Source organism: Ruegeria arenilitoris, assembly GCF_013031355.1.
Taxonomy (GTDB): domain Bacteria; phylum Pseudomonadota; class Alphaproteobacteria; order Rhodobacterales; family Rhodobacteraceae; genus Ruegeria; species Ruegeria arenilitoris_C.
This window is the reverse complement of sequence record NZ_WPZO01000001.1, coordinates 674,428-692,516: the sequence shown is the minus strand read 5'-3', so window position 1 is coordinate 692,516 and position 18,089 is coordinate 674,428. Positions and strand designations below refer to the sequence as shown.

General features: G+C 56.9%; 16 protein-coding genes and 2 tRNA genes. 5 read left to right on the top strand and 13 right to left on the bottom strand.

Going from position 1 to position 18,089, the window contains the following annotated elements; genetic code table 11:
• Position 1: 1 nt before the first annotated feature.
• Positions 2-76 (bottom strand) — tRNA-Asn (locus tag GOX63_RS03420).
• Positions 77-425: 349 nt separating this feature from the next.
• Between GOX63_RS03420 and GOX63_RS03415 the strand changes: the two genes are divergently transcribed.
• The gene (locus GOX63_RS03415; protein ID WP_254435846.1) at positions 426-1,025 is read left to right on the top strand and encodes a hypothetical protein; all 600 of its coding nucleotides are present in this window, start codon (positions 426-428) and stop codon (positions 1,023-1,025) included.
• A 215-nt stretch (positions 1,026-1,240) separates the two neighbouring features.
• On the opposite strand, the gene GOX63_RS03410 is transcribed toward GOX63_RS03415, so the two are convergent.
• Together GOX63_RS03410 and GOX63_RS03405 are read right to left on the bottom strand one after the other, a co-directional pair.
• Positions 1,241-1,315, bottom strand: a tRNA-Asn gene (locus GOX63_RS03410).
• A 77-nt stretch (positions 1,316-1,392) separates the two neighbouring features.
• Positions 1,393-2,307, bottom strand: coding sequence for an MBL fold metallo-hydrolase (locus GOX63_RS03405; RefSeq protein WP_170544779.1), 915 nt, complete (start codon positions 2,305-2,307; stop codon positions 1,393-1,395).
• A 44-nt stretch (positions 2,308-2,351) separates the two neighbouring features.
• On the opposite strand from GOX63_RS03405, the gene GOX63_RS03400 reads away from it, so the two are divergent.
• Positions 2,352-3,671, top strand: a complete 1,320-nt coding sequence (locus GOX63_RS03400; protein WP_170325091.1) for an ATP-binding protein — start codon at positions 2,352-2,354, stop codon at positions 3,669-3,671.
• An 11-nt stretch (positions 3,672-3,682) separates the two neighbouring features.
• On the opposite strand, the gene GOX63_RS03395 is transcribed toward GOX63_RS03400, so the two are convergent.
• From GOX63_RS03395 to GOX63_RS03355, 9 genes are all read right to left on the bottom strand, one after another.
• Positions 3,683-4,609, bottom strand: coding sequence for a 3-hydroxyacyl-CoA dehydrogenase NAD-binding domain-containing protein (locus tag GOX63_RS03395; protein ID WP_170325090.1), 927 nt, complete (start codon positions 4,607-4,609; stop codon positions 3,683-3,685).
• The gene (locus tag GOX63_RS03390) at positions 4,609-5,349 is read right to left on the bottom strand and encodes an SDR family NAD(P)-dependent oxidoreductase (RefSeq protein ID WP_170325089.1); all 741 of its coding nucleotides are present in this window, start codon (positions 5,347-5,349) and stop codon (positions 4,609-4,611) included. The genes GOX63_RS03395 and GOX63_RS03390 overlap by 1 nt, the downstream gene beginning before the upstream one ends.
• A complete protein-coding gene (locus tag GOX63_RS03385; protein WP_170325088.1) occupies positions 5,349-6,767 on the bottom strand; it encodes an aminobutyraldehyde dehydrogenase in 1,419 nt (472 codons plus the stop codon). The genes GOX63_RS03390 and GOX63_RS03385 overlap by 1 nt, the downstream gene beginning before the upstream one ends.
• Before the next feature lie 25 nt (positions 6,768-6,792).
• On the bottom strand, positions 6,793-7,584 hold the full coding sequence (locus GOX63_RS03380; RefSeq protein WP_170544776.1) for an SDR family NAD(P)-dependent oxidoreductase: 792 nt from the start codon (positions 7,582-7,584) through the stop codon (positions 6,793-6,795).
• The gene (betC, locus tag GOX63_RS03375) at positions 7,581-9,116 is read right to left on the bottom strand and encodes a choline-sulfatase (protein ID WP_170544773.1); all 1,536 of its coding nucleotides are present in this window, start codon (positions 9,114-9,116) and stop codon (positions 7,581-7,583) included. Before betC ends, GOX63_RS03380 begins: the two co-directional genes overlap by 4 nt.
• The gene (locus GOX63_RS03370) at positions 9,113-10,252 is read right to left on the bottom strand and encodes an aromatic ring-hydroxylating oxygenase subunit alpha (RefSeq protein WP_170325085.1); all 1,140 of its coding nucleotides are present in this window, start codon (positions 10,250-10,252) and stop codon (positions 9,113-9,115) included. The genes betC and GOX63_RS03370 overlap by 4 nt, the downstream gene beginning before the upstream one ends.
• A 131-nt stretch (positions 10,253-10,383) precedes the next feature.
• Positions 10,384-11,400 carry a GlxA family transcriptional regulator gene (locus GOX63_RS03365; protein ID WP_170544768.1) on the bottom strand — a complete coding sequence of 339 codons (1,017 nt, stop codon included), beginning with the start codon at positions 11,398-11,400 and terminating at the stop codon, positions 10,384-10,386.
• Positions 11,401-12,399: 999 nt separating this feature from the next.
• The gene (locus GOX63_RS23735) at positions 12,400-12,990 is read right to left on the bottom strand and encodes an HNH endonuclease (RefSeq protein ID WP_254435845.1); all 591 of its coding nucleotides are present in this window, start codon (positions 12,988-12,990) and stop codon (positions 12,400-12,402) included.
• Between the two features lie 304 nt (positions 12,991-13,294).
• Complete coding sequence (locus GOX63_RS03355) at positions 13,295-14,299, bottom strand: hypothetical protein (protein ID WP_170325083.1); 1,005 nt, start codon at positions 14,297-14,299, stop codon at positions 13,295-13,297.
• A gap of 111 nt (positions 14,300-14,410) precedes the next feature.
• Between GOX63_RS03355 and GOX63_RS03350 the strand changes: the two genes are divergently transcribed.
• Both GOX63_RS03350 and GOX63_RS03345 read left to right on the top strand, forming a co-directional pair.
• Complete coding sequence (locus GOX63_RS03350) at positions 14,411-14,584, top strand: hypothetical protein (RefSeq protein WP_170325082.1); 174 nt, start codon at positions 14,411-14,413, stop codon at positions 14,582-14,584.
• Between the two features lie 86 nt (positions 14,585-14,670).
• Positions 14,671-14,973: a hypothetical protein gene (locus tag GOX63_RS03345; protein ID WP_170325081.1), complete on the top strand. Its 303-nt coding sequence runs from the start codon at positions 14,671-14,673 to the stop codon at positions 14,971-14,973.
• Positions 14,974-16,142: 1,169 nt separating this feature from the next.
• Here the strand turns inward: GOX63_RS03345 and GOX63_RS03340 are convergent.
• Positions 16,143-17,063 carry a LysR family transcriptional regulator gene (locus GOX63_RS03340; RefSeq protein WP_170325080.1) on the bottom strand — a complete coding sequence of 307 codons (921 nt, stop codon included), beginning with the start codon at positions 17,061-17,063 and terminating at the stop codon, positions 16,143-16,145.
• A gap of 95 nt (positions 17,064-17,158) precedes the next feature.
• On the opposite strand from GOX63_RS03340, the gene GOX63_RS03335 reads away from it, so the two are divergent.
• Positions 17,159-18,043, top strand: coding sequence for an SDR family oxidoreductase (locus tag GOX63_RS03335; RefSeq protein ID WP_170544765.1), 885 nt, complete (start codon positions 17,159-17,161; stop codon positions 18,041-18,043).
• Positions 18,044-18,089 lie beyond the last annotated feature (46 nt).

The window sequence follows — 18,089 nt, the reverse complement described above, 5'->3', positions numbered from 1 at the left end:
ATGGCTCCGGCGGTAGGGATCGAACCTACGACCAATTGATTAACAGTCAACTGCTCTACCGCTGAGCTACGCCGGAACGGTTCGCGCCGTATAGCAACCTGTTTCTGCGGCGTCCAGAGTGGGTCTCAAAATTTTTTAGGAAAAGTTTCCCAGTCGGAAATCTGCGTCCTTGCAGCCACGTTCGAGATCACCTTCGAGACTGCGTCGAATAGAGTACTGGAGCAACTAAACACCCTAGAAGACATTGGGCTGCTTTATGTTGGGCCTGTATCCGCCTTGGCGCCAAACACTCTGCCTAGACCTGAATAATACTCCAGTTGCGTTCATTGTGGTGGGATGATTTGCAGTATAAAAATTCGAAGGCCTGCCATTCGGCTAGCGCTTTGGCGTCAGGTGTAAACCGCAAAGGAATTCTGGAGAACGAATTGAAAACAGCCGAACTTGAAAAACCTGTTTTGACGATGCCTGAAGATGCCCAACAAGCCCTTCGCGAACATTACGAGGGGGCTTCTGTCATTCTTGAATACGGGTCGGGCGGCTCAACCGTGGTGGCCGCAGAGATGGAGGCAAAAACTGTCTTTAGTGTCGAAAGTGACCGGAGATGGGCGCGCAAAATGCGACGTTGGTTCCAAGAAAATCCACCCAACACAGGAACTGAGGTCAATATTTCATGGGTAAATATCGGCCAAACCAAAAAATGGGGTTTTCCTGTAAACCGTGACAGGGCGGATCTGTATCCAAGGTACCCTTTATCAATTTGGCAAAGCGAAGGGTTCAAGCACCCCGACGTAGTTCTGGTCGATGGTCGTTTCCGGGTTGGGTGTGCTTTGGCTACGGCATTCAACATTAAACGCCCAGTAACGCTTTTGTTTGACGACTACGGGGATCGCCCGCGAATGCAAGTTGCTGAGGAATTCCTGAGTAAGCCCGAACTTGTAGGTCGTATGGCCATATTCAAAGTAGAACCCCTTCAGATCCCAGCTGAGAAGTTGATTCGTATTATTCGTTTGTTATCAATGCCGTAATGTGAGAACTTCGGGTGGGTTTCTGAGTTCGAGTAGACTTTTTCAGTAAACGGTCCACCGTGAAAAATACACGAATGCTGCCAGCTAAGTAGTGTGAACTCATACCCAAAATGCGTGTTGCACTGAAGGTCGATTGAGTGGTTGTTTCTTCAACAATCCCCACGCAACGCAAAAGTGTTCAGCGCAAAGAAACGGAGTATCTAATGGGGGATTTTTGGCTCCGGCGGTAGGGATCGAACCTACGACCAATTGATTAACAGTCAACTGCTCTACCGCTGAGCTACGCCGGAACTGAGGGGCGTATAACAACCCGGATTTTCGCCGTCCAGAGGGGAATGTGACGTTTTCCCAAAAAAGTTTCGCGCACTCAGGATTGTCTGTGAAAACGGGCGGAGGCGGATAGGGTTCCATCGGTGGCAACCATCGATTTTCCAAGCAGATCAATCAGATGCGCGAAAACGTTTTTTTCCGCGGCTGGCAACAGCGCGGTCGGAGTTTCCACATAGATGCGCTCGGCCAGGTCCCGGGCCGTACCGGATTGGGATTCGAGGGCCGACAGAATCTGTGCCTCGCGCGTCAGGCGGTGATTGATCAGCCAGTCCAGCCGCGCGGCAGGGTCGGGAATCGGGGCGCCGTGACCAGAGTGAAACACCGTCCAGTCGCGCGCCCGAAGGCGATGGCAGGCGGTCATGAAATCCGTCAGGTCCCCGTCCGGGGGCGAAACCAGTGAACTGGCCCATCCCATGACGTGATCGCCGGTGAAACAGACATCGCCCCAGCCCAAAGCGATGTGGTTTCCCAGATGCCCAGGGGTATGAATCACCTCAAGTTGCCAGCCATCACCGGTGATCTGCGCGCCGTCGGGCAGTTCGACATCCGGGCGGAAACCGGTGTCGATGCCTTCGCCGCCGCCCGCCAACCCGCCTTGCGCCAGTTCGGTCATCACCGTGCTGCGCCCGGCCTCGGGGCCGCCAAAGGCCAGAACAGGCGCGCCGGTTCGCTCGGCCAGTGGGCGCGCCAGCGGAGAGTGGTCCAGATGGCTGTGGGTGACGATGATATGGCTGATGCGCTGGCCGGGCTGTACGGCGTCCAGAATCGCCTCCAGATGCGCTTCGCTCAATGGCCCGGGGTCAATCACAGCTAGATCGCCGGTTCCCAGCAGGTAGGTATTGGTTCCGCGATAGGTCATGGGGGACGGATTCGGGGCCAGAATGCGGCGCAAGCCCGGCTGCAGTTCAACGGCTGGACCGGCGGGTGGGTTGAAATCGTCAGGGGCCTGCATTCTGTGCTCTTTCTCTTGTCGTAACAGCTCGTTAGGTTTAGCGCATGTCCGCGCAATGGCTCAAACCCTATATGCCGCGCAGCCTCTATGCCCGTGCTGCGCTGATACTGGTTCTGCCAGTGGTCGTCCTGCTATTGGTAGTGGGTGTCGCGTTCCTGCAAAAGCACCTTGAGGATGTCACCGCACAGATGACTCGTGCGGCCTCGCGCGAGGTGATGTTGGTGGTAGATTCGGTGAATGAGACCGAAACGCATCAACAGGCATTGGCGGCTATCCGGCCCGATTTGCAGGCGCTGGATATGAAGGCGCGCTTTCTGGACATCAATGAAGAGCCGATGGTCGGGCAGCGCCGCTGGTATGATTTCATTGCACCGCAGGTCGAGGCGGACCTGCGTGCCTTGTTACCGGATCTTGCAGCGGTTGCCTTGCCCAGCGGGCAGGAGGCGCGGGTGTACATGCAGACCGACCTTGGCCTGTTGCAGCTGACCTTTGATCGACGTCGCCTGTCGCCGGTGGCCCCGCATCAGTTGATCGTGACGATGCTGTTTTTTGCGATCATCATGACCTCGATTTCGTTCCTTTACATGCGCAATCAGTTGCGCCCGATCACCAGACTGGCCGAGGCTGCGCAGGCCTTTGGCCGGGGCCGGGTGGTGCCCTATTCCCCCGGTGGTGCCATCGAAGTACGCGCGGCGGGCAGCGCCTTTCTGGACATGCGCGCCCGTATCGAGCGCCAGATGGAACAGCGCACCATGATGCTTTCGGGGGTGAGTCACGACCTCAGAACCCCTCTCACACGTCTGAAACTTGGCCTGTCGATGCTGCCCGATGACGAGGCTGCGCCGCTGCAACAGGACGTCGATGAGATGCAGCTGCTGCTGGATGCTTTCCTTGAATTTTCCCGTGGGGCCGCCGAAGGATCGCCCGAGGCTGTCGATCCCGAAGCCTTGTTGCAGCAGATCGTCAAGGATGCGGGGCGGGCGGGGTATGCGGCTGATCTGATCTCGGTTGAAGGGGCAGGGACCGCCATGCTGCGTCCCACCGCCATTCGGCGCGCGGTTGAGAACCTGATCGGAAATGCCGTGCGATATGGCCAGCGCGCCGATGTCAGCCTGTCGATCACACCGAAATCCGTGCGTATTCGGGTCGAGGATGACGGGCCGGGCATTCCGCCCGATCAACGGTCCGAGGCGGTGAAACCCTTTTCGCGCCTCGATCCGGCGCGCAATCAGAATCAGGGCACCGGTGTTGGGTTGGGCCTTGCGATCGTGTCGGATATCGCGCGCGCGCATGGTGGCGTGCTGCGTCTGAGCAAGAGCGAGCGTCTGGGCGGCCTCTGTGCGGATATTATCATCGGGCGTTGACGTCGCCGCGGTCACCGAAGTCCGGCAGTCGATTTTTGCATGGCAACGATCAGGGCGTCCCGCGTCCGGGCCAGTTCGTTCGGGGACTTTCCTGCGGCTTCGGCCTTAACTCCTTGTGTCAGTACGCTGGTGACGTCGTCGGTGAGATGTATCTGTCCCAGATCGTCCCACCAGCCGTTGAAGGTGTCCGTGAAATGCTCGCAGAAGGCCTGCAACCCGCCGTCGCCCGCGCCGAGGTTGAACAACATCGTCGGCCCCATGGCCGCCCAGCGCAGGCCGGGCCCGGCCCAGACGGCCTTGTCCACATCCTCGACCGAGGCCACGCCCGAGACCACAAGGCTGATCGCCTCGCGCCAGATCGCGGCTTGAAGGCGGTTGGCGACATGGCCGGGAACCTCTTTGTGCAGGCGGATCGTGGTCTTGCCGACGGCCTGATAGAAGCGCTCAGCCGCATCAACCACGCCATCCGCGGTGCGGTCATTGCCCAATACCTCGACCAGAGGGATCAGGTGCGGCGGGTTGAACGGATGGCCCAGAACGAACCGCGCGGGGTCATTCCATCCCGGCTGCATCTGGCTGAGCGTGAGGCCCGAGGCAGAGCTGGCAACGATGGCATCAGCGGCCAGAGCGGGTTCGATCTCGGCAAAAGTGGCGTGTTTGATCGGCAGGCGCTCGGGGACGTTCTCCTGAACAAAGGCGGCGCCTTCGACCGTGCGGGTGGCGTTGGAATGAAAGGTGATCGCGTCCGGGGTCCCGTGTCGCGTCAGCCCAAGTTCTGTCATCGTCGGCCATGCGGTCTCGATGTAGTCGCGGACCTTGCGTTCGACGCCCGGGTCCGGGTCGTACATTGCCACCGACCGCCCCGAGGCCAGAAACAATGCCGCCCAACTGGCGCCGATGACGCCGCCACCAATGCAGGCCGTATGTTGAAACTCCATCAGAACAATCCCGGATTTAGAGGAGAGGCCGCAGTCATGCCGCCATCCACTGTGAACAACTGGCCAGTGGCAAAGCCGGCCTCGTCCGAGGCCAGCCAGACGGCCATGCTTGCTATGTCCGCAGGTCTGCCAAAGCGGCGCATGGCGTGGCGGGCCAAGGCGTCCTGTTTTGCTGACTTGGGGTCAGTGGCCAGTTCAAAACCAGCGTCCAACATCCCTGTTTCGATCCAGCCCGGGCAGATCGCGTTACAACGTATACGCGGACCGTGATCGACGGCTATGGACCGGGTTAACCCGTGCACAAAGGCTTTGGACGCGTTGTACAGCGCCATCGACGGGTCGGCGACTTGGCCTGAAATTGAGCCGATATTGATGATCGACGCACCGTCGGGCATTTGGGGGATGTAGGCGCGGCACATATTGAAGACGCCTTTGCAGTTTGTGCCGATCACCGCGTCCCAATCCGCGTCTGTGCTTTCAGCCACGGTCTTTTCAACCTGAACGCCCGCATTGTTGACCAGAATGTCCGTGCCGTCTGTCGTGTAAGCCAGTTCTGCAACGGCTTCGGCGTCGGTGACATCCAGCGAATACCAGATGACGCTATCCGCCAGATCATCTGGGCGCGGACCCCGTCCGCAGGTTGTGACGGCCGCACCTTCGCGCAGGAAGGCTTCGACAATACCGCGCCCGATACCTTGGCGGCCGCCAGTTACCAGCGCTCGTTTCCCAGCCAGCCGCATCAGTGCGCCACCATCACATGCCGCACGGATGTGTATGCGTCCAGCGCATAGACCGACATGTCACATCCGGTGCCCGAGCCCTTCATCGCGGCCCAGGGCATTTCCGCCGCAGGCATCCCGTGCGTATTCACCCACGTCATGCCATAGCGTAGTTGAGCGGTCATTTTCATCGCGGTTGATACATCCTTTGTCCAGACAGACGAGGCCAGACCATAGCGTCCGGCATTGGCGATCCGCAGCGCGTCTTCGGCCTCGGAAAAGCGCGAAAGGGTGACGACGGGTCCGAACACCTCACTACACGCGATCTCGGCATTGTTGTCGACGTTGGCCACGACGGTCGGTTGATAGAAAAATCCAGGGCCGTCTTTGATCTGCCCACCCACAGTGATCTCGCAACTGCTGCGAGCACGGTCGACGAACCCGGCAACTCGGTCCCTTTGGGTGGCCGATACGATGGGGCCCATTTCGGTGCCCTCGACCCTTGGGGCACCGATCCTGATCTGGCCGACCTGATCCGAGACGGCAGCAACAAGCTTGTCGTAAACCCCGTCCTGCACCATCACCCGGCAGGGTTGGGCACAGTCCTGACCCGCATTGAAGAATGATCCGTAGCGGATCGTTTCCGCCACTGCGTCGATATCGGCGTCGTCGAACACGATGACCGGAGCTTTGCCCCCAAGTTCCAGATGCACATGGCGGATCTGGTTCGACGCTGCCCGCATCGCCGCCATTCCTGTGGCGGGAGAGCCGGTGATCGAAATCCCCTCGATCCGTGGGTCGTTGATCAGTGTGTCTCCAACCGAAACTCCCCGGCCATGCACCACATTCAGCACACCTTTGGGCAGCACATCGGCCAGCAGTTCCGCCAGCCGCAGAGTAGCCAGAGGGGTGATCTCGGACGGTTTCATGACGATGGTACAGCCTGCAGCCAGCGGGGCAGCAATCTTCCACGCGGCCATCATCAGCGGATAGTTCCACGGCGCGATTGAGGCGACAGGGCCAATCGGGTCCTTCCTGATCATCGACGTATGGTCCGCTGCGTATTCTCCGGCCACCGATCCGGTCATGGTGCGCGCGGCACCGGCCATGAAGCGGAAGGTGTCGATGGTCAGCGGCATTTCTTCGTCCCGGGCCATCGGCCAGGGTTTGCCGACATCCAGCGTTTCAAGCTCGGCCAGTTCTACGATGTTTTCTTCGATCACATCGGCAATTGCGTTGAGGAATCCGGCCCGATCAGCGGGCGTGGTAAGTCGATAGGTTTCAAACGCTTCATGCGCCGCACGTGTCGCAGCCATTATCTGTTCCGGCGTGGCCTCGGGCACCTGCGCGACGGTTTCTCCGGTCGCCGGGTCCAATACCGGGAGGGGTTCGCCATCGCCGGCGACCATCTCTCCGTTGATCAGCATTTTTGTCTGCATGTCTTCCCCCATCAGACCGGATTTCTCATAACTTCATCTGCTGAACCTGCGCGCTCAGCCCGCCGTCCAGAATCCATAGCTGGCCGCTGGCGTAACGGGCCTCGTCAGAGGCCAGCCAGTTGACCAGATTGGCGATGTCGTCCGGCGTTCCATAGGTGCGCATCGGATGGACATCGCGAACAGCTTGCTGCAACTGATCGATGGTTTTACCGCCACCGCCCGAGCCGTCGCCGGTGAAAAAGCTCTGCAACATGGGCGTGTCGACATAGCCGGGGCAGATCGCGTTCACGCGGATACCTTCGGGGCCATGATCGCAGGCCATCGCTTTGGTCAGCGCGTGAACCGCGCCCTTGGTCGCACAATAGGCGGCAAGCCCGGGGTCCGCGATGAACCCGTCATAGCTGCCGAAATTGATGATCGAGGCCGTGTGGCCCTTGGCCGCCTTTCGCATCAGGGGCAGCGCGTGTTTCGAGGTCAGGAACGTGCCGGTAACGTTGACTGCAAAAGACAGGCTCCACTCTTCCAGTGTTGTTTCCTCGATGGTCTTTTCGATTTCGATCCCTGCGGCGTTGACGAGAATGTCCAGCTGGCCTGTATCCGCACCAACTTGCTCCATCGCCGCAATAGCATCCGCCTCCTGTGTCACATCCAGTTTGACAAAGATGCTGCCGTCATCGTCATGCGCGGCCAGAGACCCTTCGGGCGTAAGATCGGCGGCATAGACCCGCGCCCCTTCGCGCAGAAACCGGGCGACGATCGCGCGCCCAATTCCGCCGCGCCCACCGGTGACAAGTGCTGTTTTGCCTTCCAGCATCATTTGTTGGTCTCCTTCAAAGGCGGATAGCGATAGCGCTTGGCCGCAACGGTCCAATCCAGGTGATTGCGCACGTATTCCTGAGAGGCATCACGCGGCGGGTTGTAATCCCAGCTTTCTCCCGGATTGGCCCCCATCGCGGCGTGCAGGGCGCGGCGGGACTTTTGCGTGGCAATCACATCTGCGCGTAGATTCTCGCTGTTCCATCGACGCGCGACTTCGGCGGCAAAGTTCGCAACCTGTGTCGCGTAGTCAGGATCTTCCGCTCGATTGACCTTTTCCAACGGGTCGATAGCCAAGTCATACAGCTGTGGCGGGTCCGGGTCGCAATGGATGTATTTCAACGACCTGCGCCGGATCATGAACACAGGGTAGGGGGTCATTTCGGCGCAGTATTCGCCTATGGCCTCGTCAATCGGATCGGTTTCTCCGCGCGCCAGCGGCATCAGGGAACGGCCATCCACCGGCTCGCCAAGCATAGCAACGCTGCCTCCGGCGATTTCAACAAAGGTCGGCAGCAGGTCGATCAGCGAGCAGGCGTTTGATGCGGTGCCCTGCGCGACACCCGGACCAGCCATTATAAGCGGCACGCGGGCAGAGTGTTCGAAGAAATTCATCTTGTACCACAGCCCGCGCTCGCCCAGCATGTCGCCGTGGTCGGCGGTGACGATGACAATGGTGTTGTCCAGTTCTCCGATCTCTTCGAGCGTTTTGACCATCGCACCCAGCTTGCTGTCGAAATAACTGACATTGGCCAGATAAGCGCGGCGGGCGCGGCGGACTTCCTCTTCGGTCAGAGGGACATAGCTTGCCTCGATCCCGTCCATCACCCGGCGCGAGAACGGATCCTGTTCCGCAGGCGTCAGAGTGAATTCTGGCATGGGAACGTCGTCATCCGAATAGAGGTTCCACCACTCCGGCTTGGCGACATACGGGTCATGCGGGTGGATGAAACTGGCGACCAGACAAAACGGAGCGTCATCCCCTGCGGCCCGGTCCCGGCCTCGGTCGATCAACCAACGGCGGGCGGCAAATTCGACCTCGTCATCATAGTCGGTCTGGAAAGTGGCGATGGCCTCACCACTTTCCTTGACCGTCTGCATGTTGTGATACCACTTGTCGATGCGCTCGTCCGGGGCTTCCCAATCCGGGGTCCAGGCGAAGTCCGACGGGTAGATGTCGGTGGTCACGCGATCCTGAAACCCGTGTTTCTGGTCGGGGCCGACAAAGTGCATTTTGCCCGACAGGCAGGTGCGATAGCCCAAAGCCTGCAGGTAATGCGCAAAGGTGGGGACCGAGGCACGGAATTCACTGGCATTGTCATAAGCCGCAATCCGGCTGATCAATTGCCCCGACATGAAGGCAAACCGCGACGGCGCGCAGAGCGGTGAGTTGCAATAGGCCGCATCGAACCGCATTCCGCGCGCAGCCAAGGCGTCTATGTTGGGCGTTTTCACTGTCGGATGGCCGTAAGCACCGCAGAATTGCGGCGCCAGTTGGTCGGCCATGACCACAACGATATTGGGCCGTGTCACGGTGCGGCCTGTTTATAGGCGTCCAGCACCAGCCCGTGGAAGTGATGCACCGCATGTTCCGATTTGCCCGAACCGTTCGGGTCATGCACGATGCGGCCTTGGGTAAATGCAGGTGTGCTCATGCCGCGCTGTACGCTTTCGACGATGTCGATGTCTTCGCGCTGCAGCACCTCATCCAGGTAGCGGATCGCTTCCAGTTCAGCCGCATCCGGCTCAGACGTCTCAAGGAAGAAGTCATAGGTCTCCAATGTCCGGTCCGGCCCGATCGGAATGATGTTCAGCACGATCATCGACGACCGCCCCGGATAGCGCATCAGGCAGGTCGTGGGCCACAGCCACCAAACCGCATGGGTGCGCACGGTCGCGTTCGACACGTCATAGGCGGTGTTTGCGCCTTTGCCCGCTTCGGCCATGTGGCTGGAATAGATGCCGTAGGTCGTCACCTTGTAGGTATCCATGTCGACCAGATCGCAGAAATCCTTATGCGCGGTCGGGCAGTGGTAGCATTCGAGGAAGTTGTCGACGACGTTCTTCCAATTCGACTTGATGTCATAGGTCAGCCGGTGGCCAAAGGTCAGGTTCTCGATATCCGGGGCCCAGTGGCGGATTTCGGTTTCCAGATTGCCGGAAATCTCGCGCAGAGGCCGTGCGTCGGGGTCGAGATTGACATAAATGAAGCCCGCGAACTCCTCGACCTGCACCTGATCCAGGCAGATGTCCTTGGTGTTGAACCCGGTCAGGCTCTCGGTTTCAGGCGCGCGCACCAACTGGCCGTCCAGCTTATAGACCCACGCATGGTAGGGGCACATGATGCGGGTTGTTTCGCCCTCGCCGGACAGCAGGTGGTGGGCGCGGTGTTTGCAGACGTTGTAAAAGGCGCGCAGCGTACCTTCGCGGTCACGCACCACGGCAACGGGTCGGTTTGCGATCTCAACCGTCACATAGGACCCCGGCGCGCGCAGCTTTTCGACATGGCACACCCATTGCCATGTCTTGGCGAGGATTTCGTTCAGGTCCACTTGATGCCATGCCGGGTCAACATAGGCCTCGGCCTTCAGGGATTGCGTGTTGAACGGGTCGGGGCTGAACCCGTCGGAAATCCGGTCGAATTGCTCTTTGGACGGCAGCGCGCTCATTTTGGGGCTCCACATAACGCGTCCGGGTTTGGCCCGGAGGGTTGGCTTGCTGAAGCTATGTTCCTCGGAAAAGAAGCGTGACGCTTAACCTTTTACGCCACGCAGTAAACTTTTATCGCCGCCCGGCGAGATCAGGCTTTGGGCTTACGATGCATTGGCCAGGCACGGTATTCGAACGGCACGCGCCCCTCTGTCCGGTCCTGGCTAGGGGGCAGGCCGAAACGGTCCTTGTAAGCCCGACTGAAATGGACCTGACTGGCAAAACCCGAAGCCATTGCGACCTGTGCAATCGGCAGTTCGGTTTGCGTCACCAGCCCGCGCGCCCGGTCTAGCCGGATATCGCGGTAATACAGGGCAGGGGTTTTCTTGATGTAGGTTGCAAACAGCCGGTCGAGCTGGCGATGCGAGACCCCGGCCTGCTCACAGATGTCGGGGATAGACAGAGGGTCTTCCAAATGCGCCTCCATCACCTGAATGGCTGCTTTCAGGGTTGCGGGGACAAGCGCGCCTAGCGGTTCGCTGCCTTCGGGCTGCTGCATGGCGGCGGGGCCGCGAAGACGGTCGTGAAAGATGTACCGCGCGGCTGCGTTGGCCAGCGCGCTGCCGTGGATGCCCTGCACGATCTGCAGAGCAAAATCCACCGAGGCGCCTCCACCGCAGCAGGTGATCCGGTTGCCGTCCAACGCATAGAGATTCTCGACGACTTCAATATCGGGGTAGAGCTCCTGAAAGGCGTCGATATGTTCATAATGCACGGTGGCGCGGCGACCTTTCAGCAATCCGGCCTGCGCCAGAACAAACGCGCCTGTGTCCAGCGCGCCCAGAGTAGCACCGGACCGCGCCCATTGGCGCAGGACGCTGCCAAGCCGATCTGTCAGGTGTTTCTCGGGGTTCCAACTGGTCGAAACGATGGCGATGTCGGGCGGCTCAGGACTGAAATCACTCAGGGCTTGCGTTTCAATGCCGACCCCATTGCTGGACACGCACAGCCCACCGGATTCCGACACGAACTCCCATCTGAAATAGGATCGACCGTCCAGATAGTTGGCTGCGCGGAACGGGTCGATGAACCCCATCGTGGCCGACATGTTGAAGCTGGGCGCGACGATGACAACGAGACGGGTCGGGGGCTGAATTGCCTCAACCATGTCCAAATGACCTCGCTTGTTGCTTCATTGGATCAAGAAAAAAGCGATTTGAGCGGGTGAAGCAAGATCAGATGCAGCGCGATGTTTGTGAATAGGCAGGGATTTGGTAGGCCCGGCAGGACTTAGAGTGTTGAAAGGGGCTTAAAATTTAGTAATTAAATTATAATGCTACAGGGTGCGCGTCCCGTTTTCAGTATTTTGGGATTGAGCGTGGAACACCTGAGCTTCGAAAACTGCCTGACACATCCTCAAAAACTCTTCATCTGACCAGTCTGATCGAGCAATGCTTACTATGGTACAAACCAGCTTGACGTTGGCTTTTGTGTATTCACGTTTTGTATCTATGCGGTCGATGCTCATTGTAAATGGTCGACGGCTACAGTCAGGCCTTTTTGACAGGTCGAAACTGATTGTAGAAATAGCACAACAGAAATCTTGTCTCTCTAGTAGCCCAAGTAGAAACTCACCAGTTAAATCGAAATCGTGGCTTCGGTCCTTCGCCCTTTTGGCGGCCTTGGTGAGCATTGACTTAATCTCATCCGAAACTTGCCCAGTGCTGCGAACTTTCGCCCCTTGATTTCTTGCGGGCGTTTCACCGGCTCGTGCGTTTCTTTGCTGACGAACAATATCGAAGTACTCAGGACCAACTGTCAGCCCAATTCTCTTTTTTAGGATTAACTGCACCCCGGACGCGATACTTAGTGTTGACGTTTGACCTTTTCCCTGTGAGCAATCCGGGAAAATTCTTCGGATAGTCTTCGTGAGTACTGTCATCCATCAGGAAAACTTGCCAGTCCATCGGGGCCAATTTTGATGCGCCCATTTCTGCAAATTTCATACGCTCGACACTCTCGGTATAGGCCTCGGATGTGTTAGCCTGGTCGTGTCCGTGGATAGACATGATCTCGTATTGGGCGGCCCCGTGGAGCGCGAGAAGGTGGCTCGCTGCCTTTCTGAGTCCGTGGCTGGATCAGTTGGGCAATTCGATCCAACGCCCCTTCATTCTGCGCTCTTTCCGATCTGGGGCAGGTGCCCGACGGTTTTCTCGCCGTGCTCGGCGTAAAGCCTTACCGCTTTCAACTTCAGTTCTGCGTTGCCTGTGGTTTTGTCGGCAACGTCGACCATTGGGCCGGCCCGCTTCACCTCTTGCTCAATCCGCTCGGGGGACAAGTCTTCATCGGAGAGGCGCTCAAGCTGTGCGAACAGGTGATTGTTTAGATCTCCGAGTTTGTTTTTTCTTGGGCCTCTCTCCTGATAATTCCTCGTTACGACGAACTCATCCGCCGCCGACTTTTTGCTTCCAGTTTCTGTCCTTGCTACCCACATAGGGGTGCGGGTTCTGAAGGTGCCTTTGTGTTTCGCTTCCACGCGCTTGCACTTGGCGATCACCGCGGGGTCTTTCCTGGTCTTGTCCTTGTGGTATCGCACATGCGCCGGATGTTGATTGTCGTCTGAATCGTCGCGGCTGATTTCGAAAGCGATCACATGCTCGACTTCCCATTTCTCGCGAGTCCCACCGATCGGATCACCGCAGATGTGACAGATGCCATCTGCCGCTTGGAAAATGCGGGCACGGTGGGATGTGGACATGCAACGGCCGGTCATTTGACCACCCCGACAATTCTCCTGTAGTAGTCGAGAACCGCGTTCTCCGACGCCTTGAACTCTTCTTTGCCCATGTCATTGAGGTTTTGGCTGGCGGCGATCCGGACCATTCTCGCGGCAAAATCTGGGGGTGTGGCCTAGTTCCCTTGCTCTGCGCTGAGCGTCAAATACTCAATAAAACCGCTCCGCATCGCTGGGTCATCTTCGGTAATCGCGACGAAGAGAAAGACTAGAACCGAGGCTGCAACTAAGCAGGCAAACAGCCAACTAGAAATCGTCGAGCGATCGATTATGAGAAGAACTCCAAACTTCTGAAAATCACGTGAAGAACCCCTAGGATAGCCAGTCCAGGAAACATACGGGCCGGGGTTAGCATAGCTAGCACGGGGATAAAGAAAAAGTAGTAGCGCGCATTTTGGAATGCGTAGGTTACGTTTGTGTAGAAAAAGAACACTGACACGAAGCACGCGATCAGCCAGAAATGCTTCCGTAGATTCAGGCGAAATTCACCGGAACTCATAAGGTATGCGACGACCACCAACGAAAACAGCGCGTCAATCCAGTAGGCACCGGTGTGCAGGCTGAAAAAGTGAAAGCTGGCGACAAAGACTGCGATACTTTCAATCGGCGAATAATCCGGATTGACGGTATTCCTTGTCCAGTCGAACCGCTGCAACAATCCCCCGATCCAAGGAAGCGAGAAAGCGACCCCGGTTTTCATCGCGGCATCCAGCACCACACCGAAGCCAAAGATGCCGATTGGCGTAGAGCGTTTAAATCCCAGATGCTGCATTAGCAGAGCCGCCCGGAACGTCAGGATCACCCCCAGGTTCGCCTCGCCGGTTGCATAAAGCAGGGTTGCCAGCAGCGCTATGACACCAAATTCCCGGCGAACGGTTAGGTCCGGACGGATCAAACACAGCGGGAAATAAAAGAATTCCCAATATACCTTGGAGAAGAGCAGCACCGACAACGGCCAAATGGCGACAAGGACGGCGGCCTTTTTGTCGATTAGTTTGAGCGCAAGCAGTCCTAGGGTAATCGCTATGTTGAGCGAGAATAAAACCAGCCTCGTCCAAGTCTCTTCCACCCAGACATGACCCAATCGGGCATCACCTTGGAGCGAAAGGAGATTGACGAAATACGCGATGGCTTTGATCTCATCTGGCCGTCTTTCAAAGGTAAAAAACACTGCCTGATAGGTGAAATGAAAAACCGCCAACAGGATGAGGGCGCCCAATAAGAAATAGGTCTTGCGCTCGTTTGCTCTTGGATCAAAAGGCTTTTCAAACATGTCGCCCACGTATCAGAACGGTTGTTCAATCGCAATCGTCCCATACCCGCCCGGCCCAAGTGGCCGTGACTATTCTTTTTCGGGTTGGAAAACTTTGACTGCACACTCAATGTGACGATCATTGATGCAATCGGATTAGGCGCGCGCAAGCTGAAAATGGATGATGTTATGGATGTAGGTCTGCCATTGTTTGTGCTGTTGGTCGCCGTTCTGGTGATCTGGCTGGTGTTTTGGACGGTTGGCGATATGGCGAAGGCGCGCGGCCACAGCCCGTGGCCGTGGTAGATCATTTCTGTTTTCTGGTCGCCGTTCGGTTCTACGGTCGTGCTTTGGCTTTTCTTCGATGTTGTGGATGACGAATAGGAGATTTGATGGCTAAGACGACCGAATATCTGATCACACGGTACGCGAGTGACGGCAGCATTTTGAAGCAGCTGCGCGTTCCCAAAAGTGCCAATCTGCGTCTGCTCTTGGAGAGGCTTATTTGCCAAGGCCTGGATGATGATGCTTTAATCAACTCTTGCCTTCGATCGAACGCTAGGCTGTTCTATGATCCCTTTCAAGTAATCGATATGCAGAACGAACATCGTCACGAACAAGCCCGTGATGCTTTGGGTGCTGATCCTGATACCAACGATCCGATAGGAGATTTCAACCGTGCGAGGGAATCATGACTACCTCGTCAAAGAAGTTTAGTGGTGACAATTACTGAATCTGAAGATGACAAATAGGAACGGGCGCAGGTGACGAAGCTCTTACTTCTCAAGTTTGTAGCATTGGCTGTCGGACTCGGACTTATATACCAATCTAGAGTTGACGATCGTGGCTAAAGCATTTGGCCGTTTTCCATAGTATCGGACATTATTGTAGGTTCGATTTTTTTCAGAACTTAGAAAGAAATAGAACCTTGGCAGATGAAATGCGCTGGAGCGACCGGCGTAGCATTTAACAATAAGGAGCAGGCCGCATGCCAGACTATGTTGGTGCAGCCTTAACTTTGCTCTGTGGAGCAGTAGTCGTTTAAGGGGTTACCAGAACTTGGCTAAGCTACCTCCGGGCAAAAGCCAGCGCTAACACGGTGTGGGTATCCATGCTGTTTGCAGCCATATTTTGTTTGGAAGCCCACTTATCATGGCCTTATTGGCCTTCACAATAAGGAGAGTCTGACCTTGAGGGGCCATTCAGTTGTTCTGGCGGCATTAATGAACCTGATGCCAATTATAGCTCACGGCGCACCAGACAGTTATTACTGCGAAGTTATCTCACATCAGGCTCCGCCTCAGAAGGGAGGTGAAGATCTAGAATGGGTGGGAGAGACCGCCAAAGAGCAGGCTTTCACGATTGATAGAAAAACGGGGCGCGTTATCCATCCTGTTCTTGGAAACGCCAATGCTCTGGAGCGCATCATACTAACTTCGGGTGACAGTAGTTCCCGATTTCGATTGCTATCGCGGTGGCCGTCAGGTGAGGGGATGTACGTCGAGGTTCAGGAGTTTGAGGAAGGTCCACGAAAACCTTTTATCGCTGTTCTTGATATGCGGGCGTATTTCGGATTCTGTCTATAGAGAGAGAATTGTAGACGACAAATTGGAGGCGACGTCCGCTTTGCGGACAAAGTTGCCGTTGGCTCAGTGGTTGTTGAGGACTGGTCGCAGCCCAAACCGGACATTCGAAACTAGACTTTGCAAGCCCCGAGAAACGCAACCAAGCGCCCATTCAATCCGCTCAATCCAGTAGCAGCTTGCAAGTCATATTGCCTGATCTTGGAGCCCGGTGTTCACCTTCGTTAGAGGCTCTTGCAAAGAAGACCGCCCCGCGTCTGTGCACGTTTGTGGTAAAGATCCTATATCGAACTGCCGGAAAGGAGTTTCGGGACAAGTTCTTCGGCAAGGGACGCGACTGCGCCCACTCGTGCGATGCGCCGCGAGCCTGGACGGAACGTCAGATAAACCGAATATGGCCGCGAGACGTGCTTGGGCAAGCAGCGGACAAGCCTTCCTTGTTGCAAGACCTCATCAAGCATGAATTCCGGCAGAAAAGCATATCCTCGCCCCGCCATTGCAAGATCAAGTAAGACAGAAAAACTTCGTGTGGCAAATGGTCCGCCTACCTTGATGGTTGAGACATCGTCTGGGGAAAAGAAGGTCCAGGTAGTGTTGGCAACATCACCTCTGAAGGTGAGACAAGGTTGATCCTTCAGGTCGTCTGGTGTGTTGATCGCTGTCTGGGCTGCAAGCTCGGGTGACGCCACGAGCCAGCAACGAAAGCTGCCAAGCTGCTTCGCGACCAGTCTATCATCTTCGAAAGTTCCGATCCTGAATGCCAGATCCGTATTGGGATCCTGCATATCCTCGAACTCATAAGCCGGGCGCATGACCAACGTGAGATCCGGAAAGCGCTCTTGGACGGCCGGAAGGATTACTGAGGCAATCACCGAGCCGAATTCCGCTGTTGCGGCGAAGTTCACCTGACCCGAGACTTCCCCGCTTTCTTCACGGGCGATGTCACCAAGCAAATCAATGTCAGCCAAAATGGACTGGACCCGCTGGTTAAGTCGGACGCCCGTCGGGGTGAGTTTAACGGATCTTCCACTCCGTTCGACCAACTTCACGCCAAAATGGTTTTCCAGCCGCGATATGTGCCGGGACACACCCGATTTCGCCATGTTGAGATGATCGGCAGCAACGCTGATCCCACCGAGCCGCGCGACGGTGTGGAAGCTGATCAAGGCAGGCACACCAATCGTTCCAATATCTGCAACCATTAGTTCAATTTGATACCTCTGTTGCTTAATATTGGCAATCTCTAACTTGGAGCCATCACAAGGTCCAATGCAGGGCCACATTCAGGAGAAAAGAAATGAACATACTCGTTACAGGTGCCAGCAGCGGATTTGGAAATCTGATGGTGGCGGATTTGATCAAGGCCGGGCATCGCGTTGCCGGGACCGTGCGCGATCCCAGAGGACGCAACAAGGAGGCCGCGCAGATCTTGCGCAATCTCGGCGTTGAGGTTGTCGATATCGACGTGACAGACGATGCTTCCGTCGAAGCGGGCGTGGCCGCGGCAGAAGCCACGCTCGGGCAGATCGATGTGTTGGTCAACAACGCCGGTGCGGGTGCACACGGTCTGCAAGAGAACTTCTCTGGAGACGATTTTCAGCGTGTCTTTGACGTCAATGTCTTTGGAGTGCAGAGGATGATCCGCGCCGTCCTACCCAAAATGCGGGCACGGCAATCCGGGCTGATCTTGAACGTCACTAGCCTTCTTGGCCGCGTGACAGTGCCCTTCCTTGGCCCTTACAACGCGGCGAAATGGGCCGTGGAGGCGCTCAGCGAAAACTACCGCTGGGAGTTGAGCCAGTTTGGTGTCGATGTCGCTGTCATCGAGCCCGGCGGCTTCCCCACGAACTTCTTCAACAACCTCATTCAGCCGTCCTCGCGCGATCGGGATGCAAGCTATGGCGAATTTGCCGGAGCGCCCGAGGCCATGCTGCAAAGCATGGGTGAATCCCTATCCAACAACCCGCTACAGGTTCCGCAGATCGTGTCGGACGCGGTGCTCGAGGTGATCCATACCGCGCCTGGACAGCGGCAGTTTCGCAATGAAGTGGACAAGAGCGGCATGGCAGACCCTGTCATTCCGATGAACGTGCAAGCGGAAAAGGCAACCGAGGTGCTCTTCACCGCCTACGGTATGGAAGGTATGATGAAGCTTAAAACTAACGTTGCCAACGCGGCCTAAAAAACAACGGCAGGTCTGGGGTTTTCCGGGCCTGTCGATTCAACAC

Excerpts from the sequence above, each read along its gene's own strand:
- GOX63_RS03370 (WP_170325085.1), bottom strand. The coding sequence starts at position 10,252 with ATGAGCGCGCTGCCGTCCAAAGAGCAATTCGACCGGATTTCCGACGGG.
- GOX63_RS03355 (WP_170325083.1), bottom strand. The coding sequence starts at position 14,299 with ATGTTTGAAAAGCCTTTTGATCCAAGAGCAAACGAGCGCAAGACCTAT.
- GOX63_RS03380 (WP_170544776.1), bottom strand. The coding sequence starts at position 7,584 with ATGATGCTGGAAGGCAAAACAGCACTTGTCACCGGTGGGCGCGGCGGA.
- GOX63_RS03395 (WP_170325090.1), bottom strand. The coding sequence starts at position 4,609 with ATGGAGTTTCAACATACGGCCTGCATTGGTGGCGGCGTCATCGGCGCC.
- GOX63_RS03400 (WP_170325091.1), top strand. The coding sequence starts at position 2,352 with ATGTCCGCGCAATGGCTCAAACCCTATATGCCGCGCAGCCTCTATGCC.
- GOX63_RS03340 (WP_170325080.1), bottom strand. The coding sequence starts at position 17,063 with ATGGTTGCAGATATTGGAACGATTGGTGTGCCTGCCTTGATCAGCTTC.
- GOX63_RS23735 (WP_254435845.1), bottom strand. The coding sequence starts at position 12,990 with ATGTCCACATCCCACCGTGCCCGCATTTTCCAAGCGGCAGATGGCATC.
- GOX63_RS03345 (WP_170325081.1), top strand. The coding sequence starts at position 14,671 with ATGGCTAAGACGACCGAATATCTGATCACACGGTACGCGAGTGACGGC.
- GOX63_RS03390 (WP_170325089.1), bottom strand. The coding sequence starts at position 5,349 with ATGCGGCTGGCTGGGAAACGAGCGCTGGTAACTGGCGGCCGCCAAGGT.
- GOX63_RS03365 (WP_170544768.1), bottom strand. The coding sequence starts at position 11,400 with ATGGTTGAGGCAATTCAGCCCCCGACCCGTCTCGTTGTCATCGTCGCG.
- GOX63_RS03335 (WP_170544765.1), top strand. The coding sequence starts at position 17,159 with ATGAACATACTCGTTACAGGTGCCAGCAGCGGATTTGGAAATCTGATG.
- GOX63_RS03385 (WP_170325088.1), bottom strand. The coding sequence starts at position 6,767 with ATGCAGACAAAAATGCTGATCAACGGAGAGATGGTCGCCGGCGATGGC.
- GOX63_RS03405 (WP_170544779.1), bottom strand. The coding sequence starts at position 2,307 with ATGCAGGCCCCTGACGATTTCAACCCACCCGCCGGTCCAGCCGTTGAA.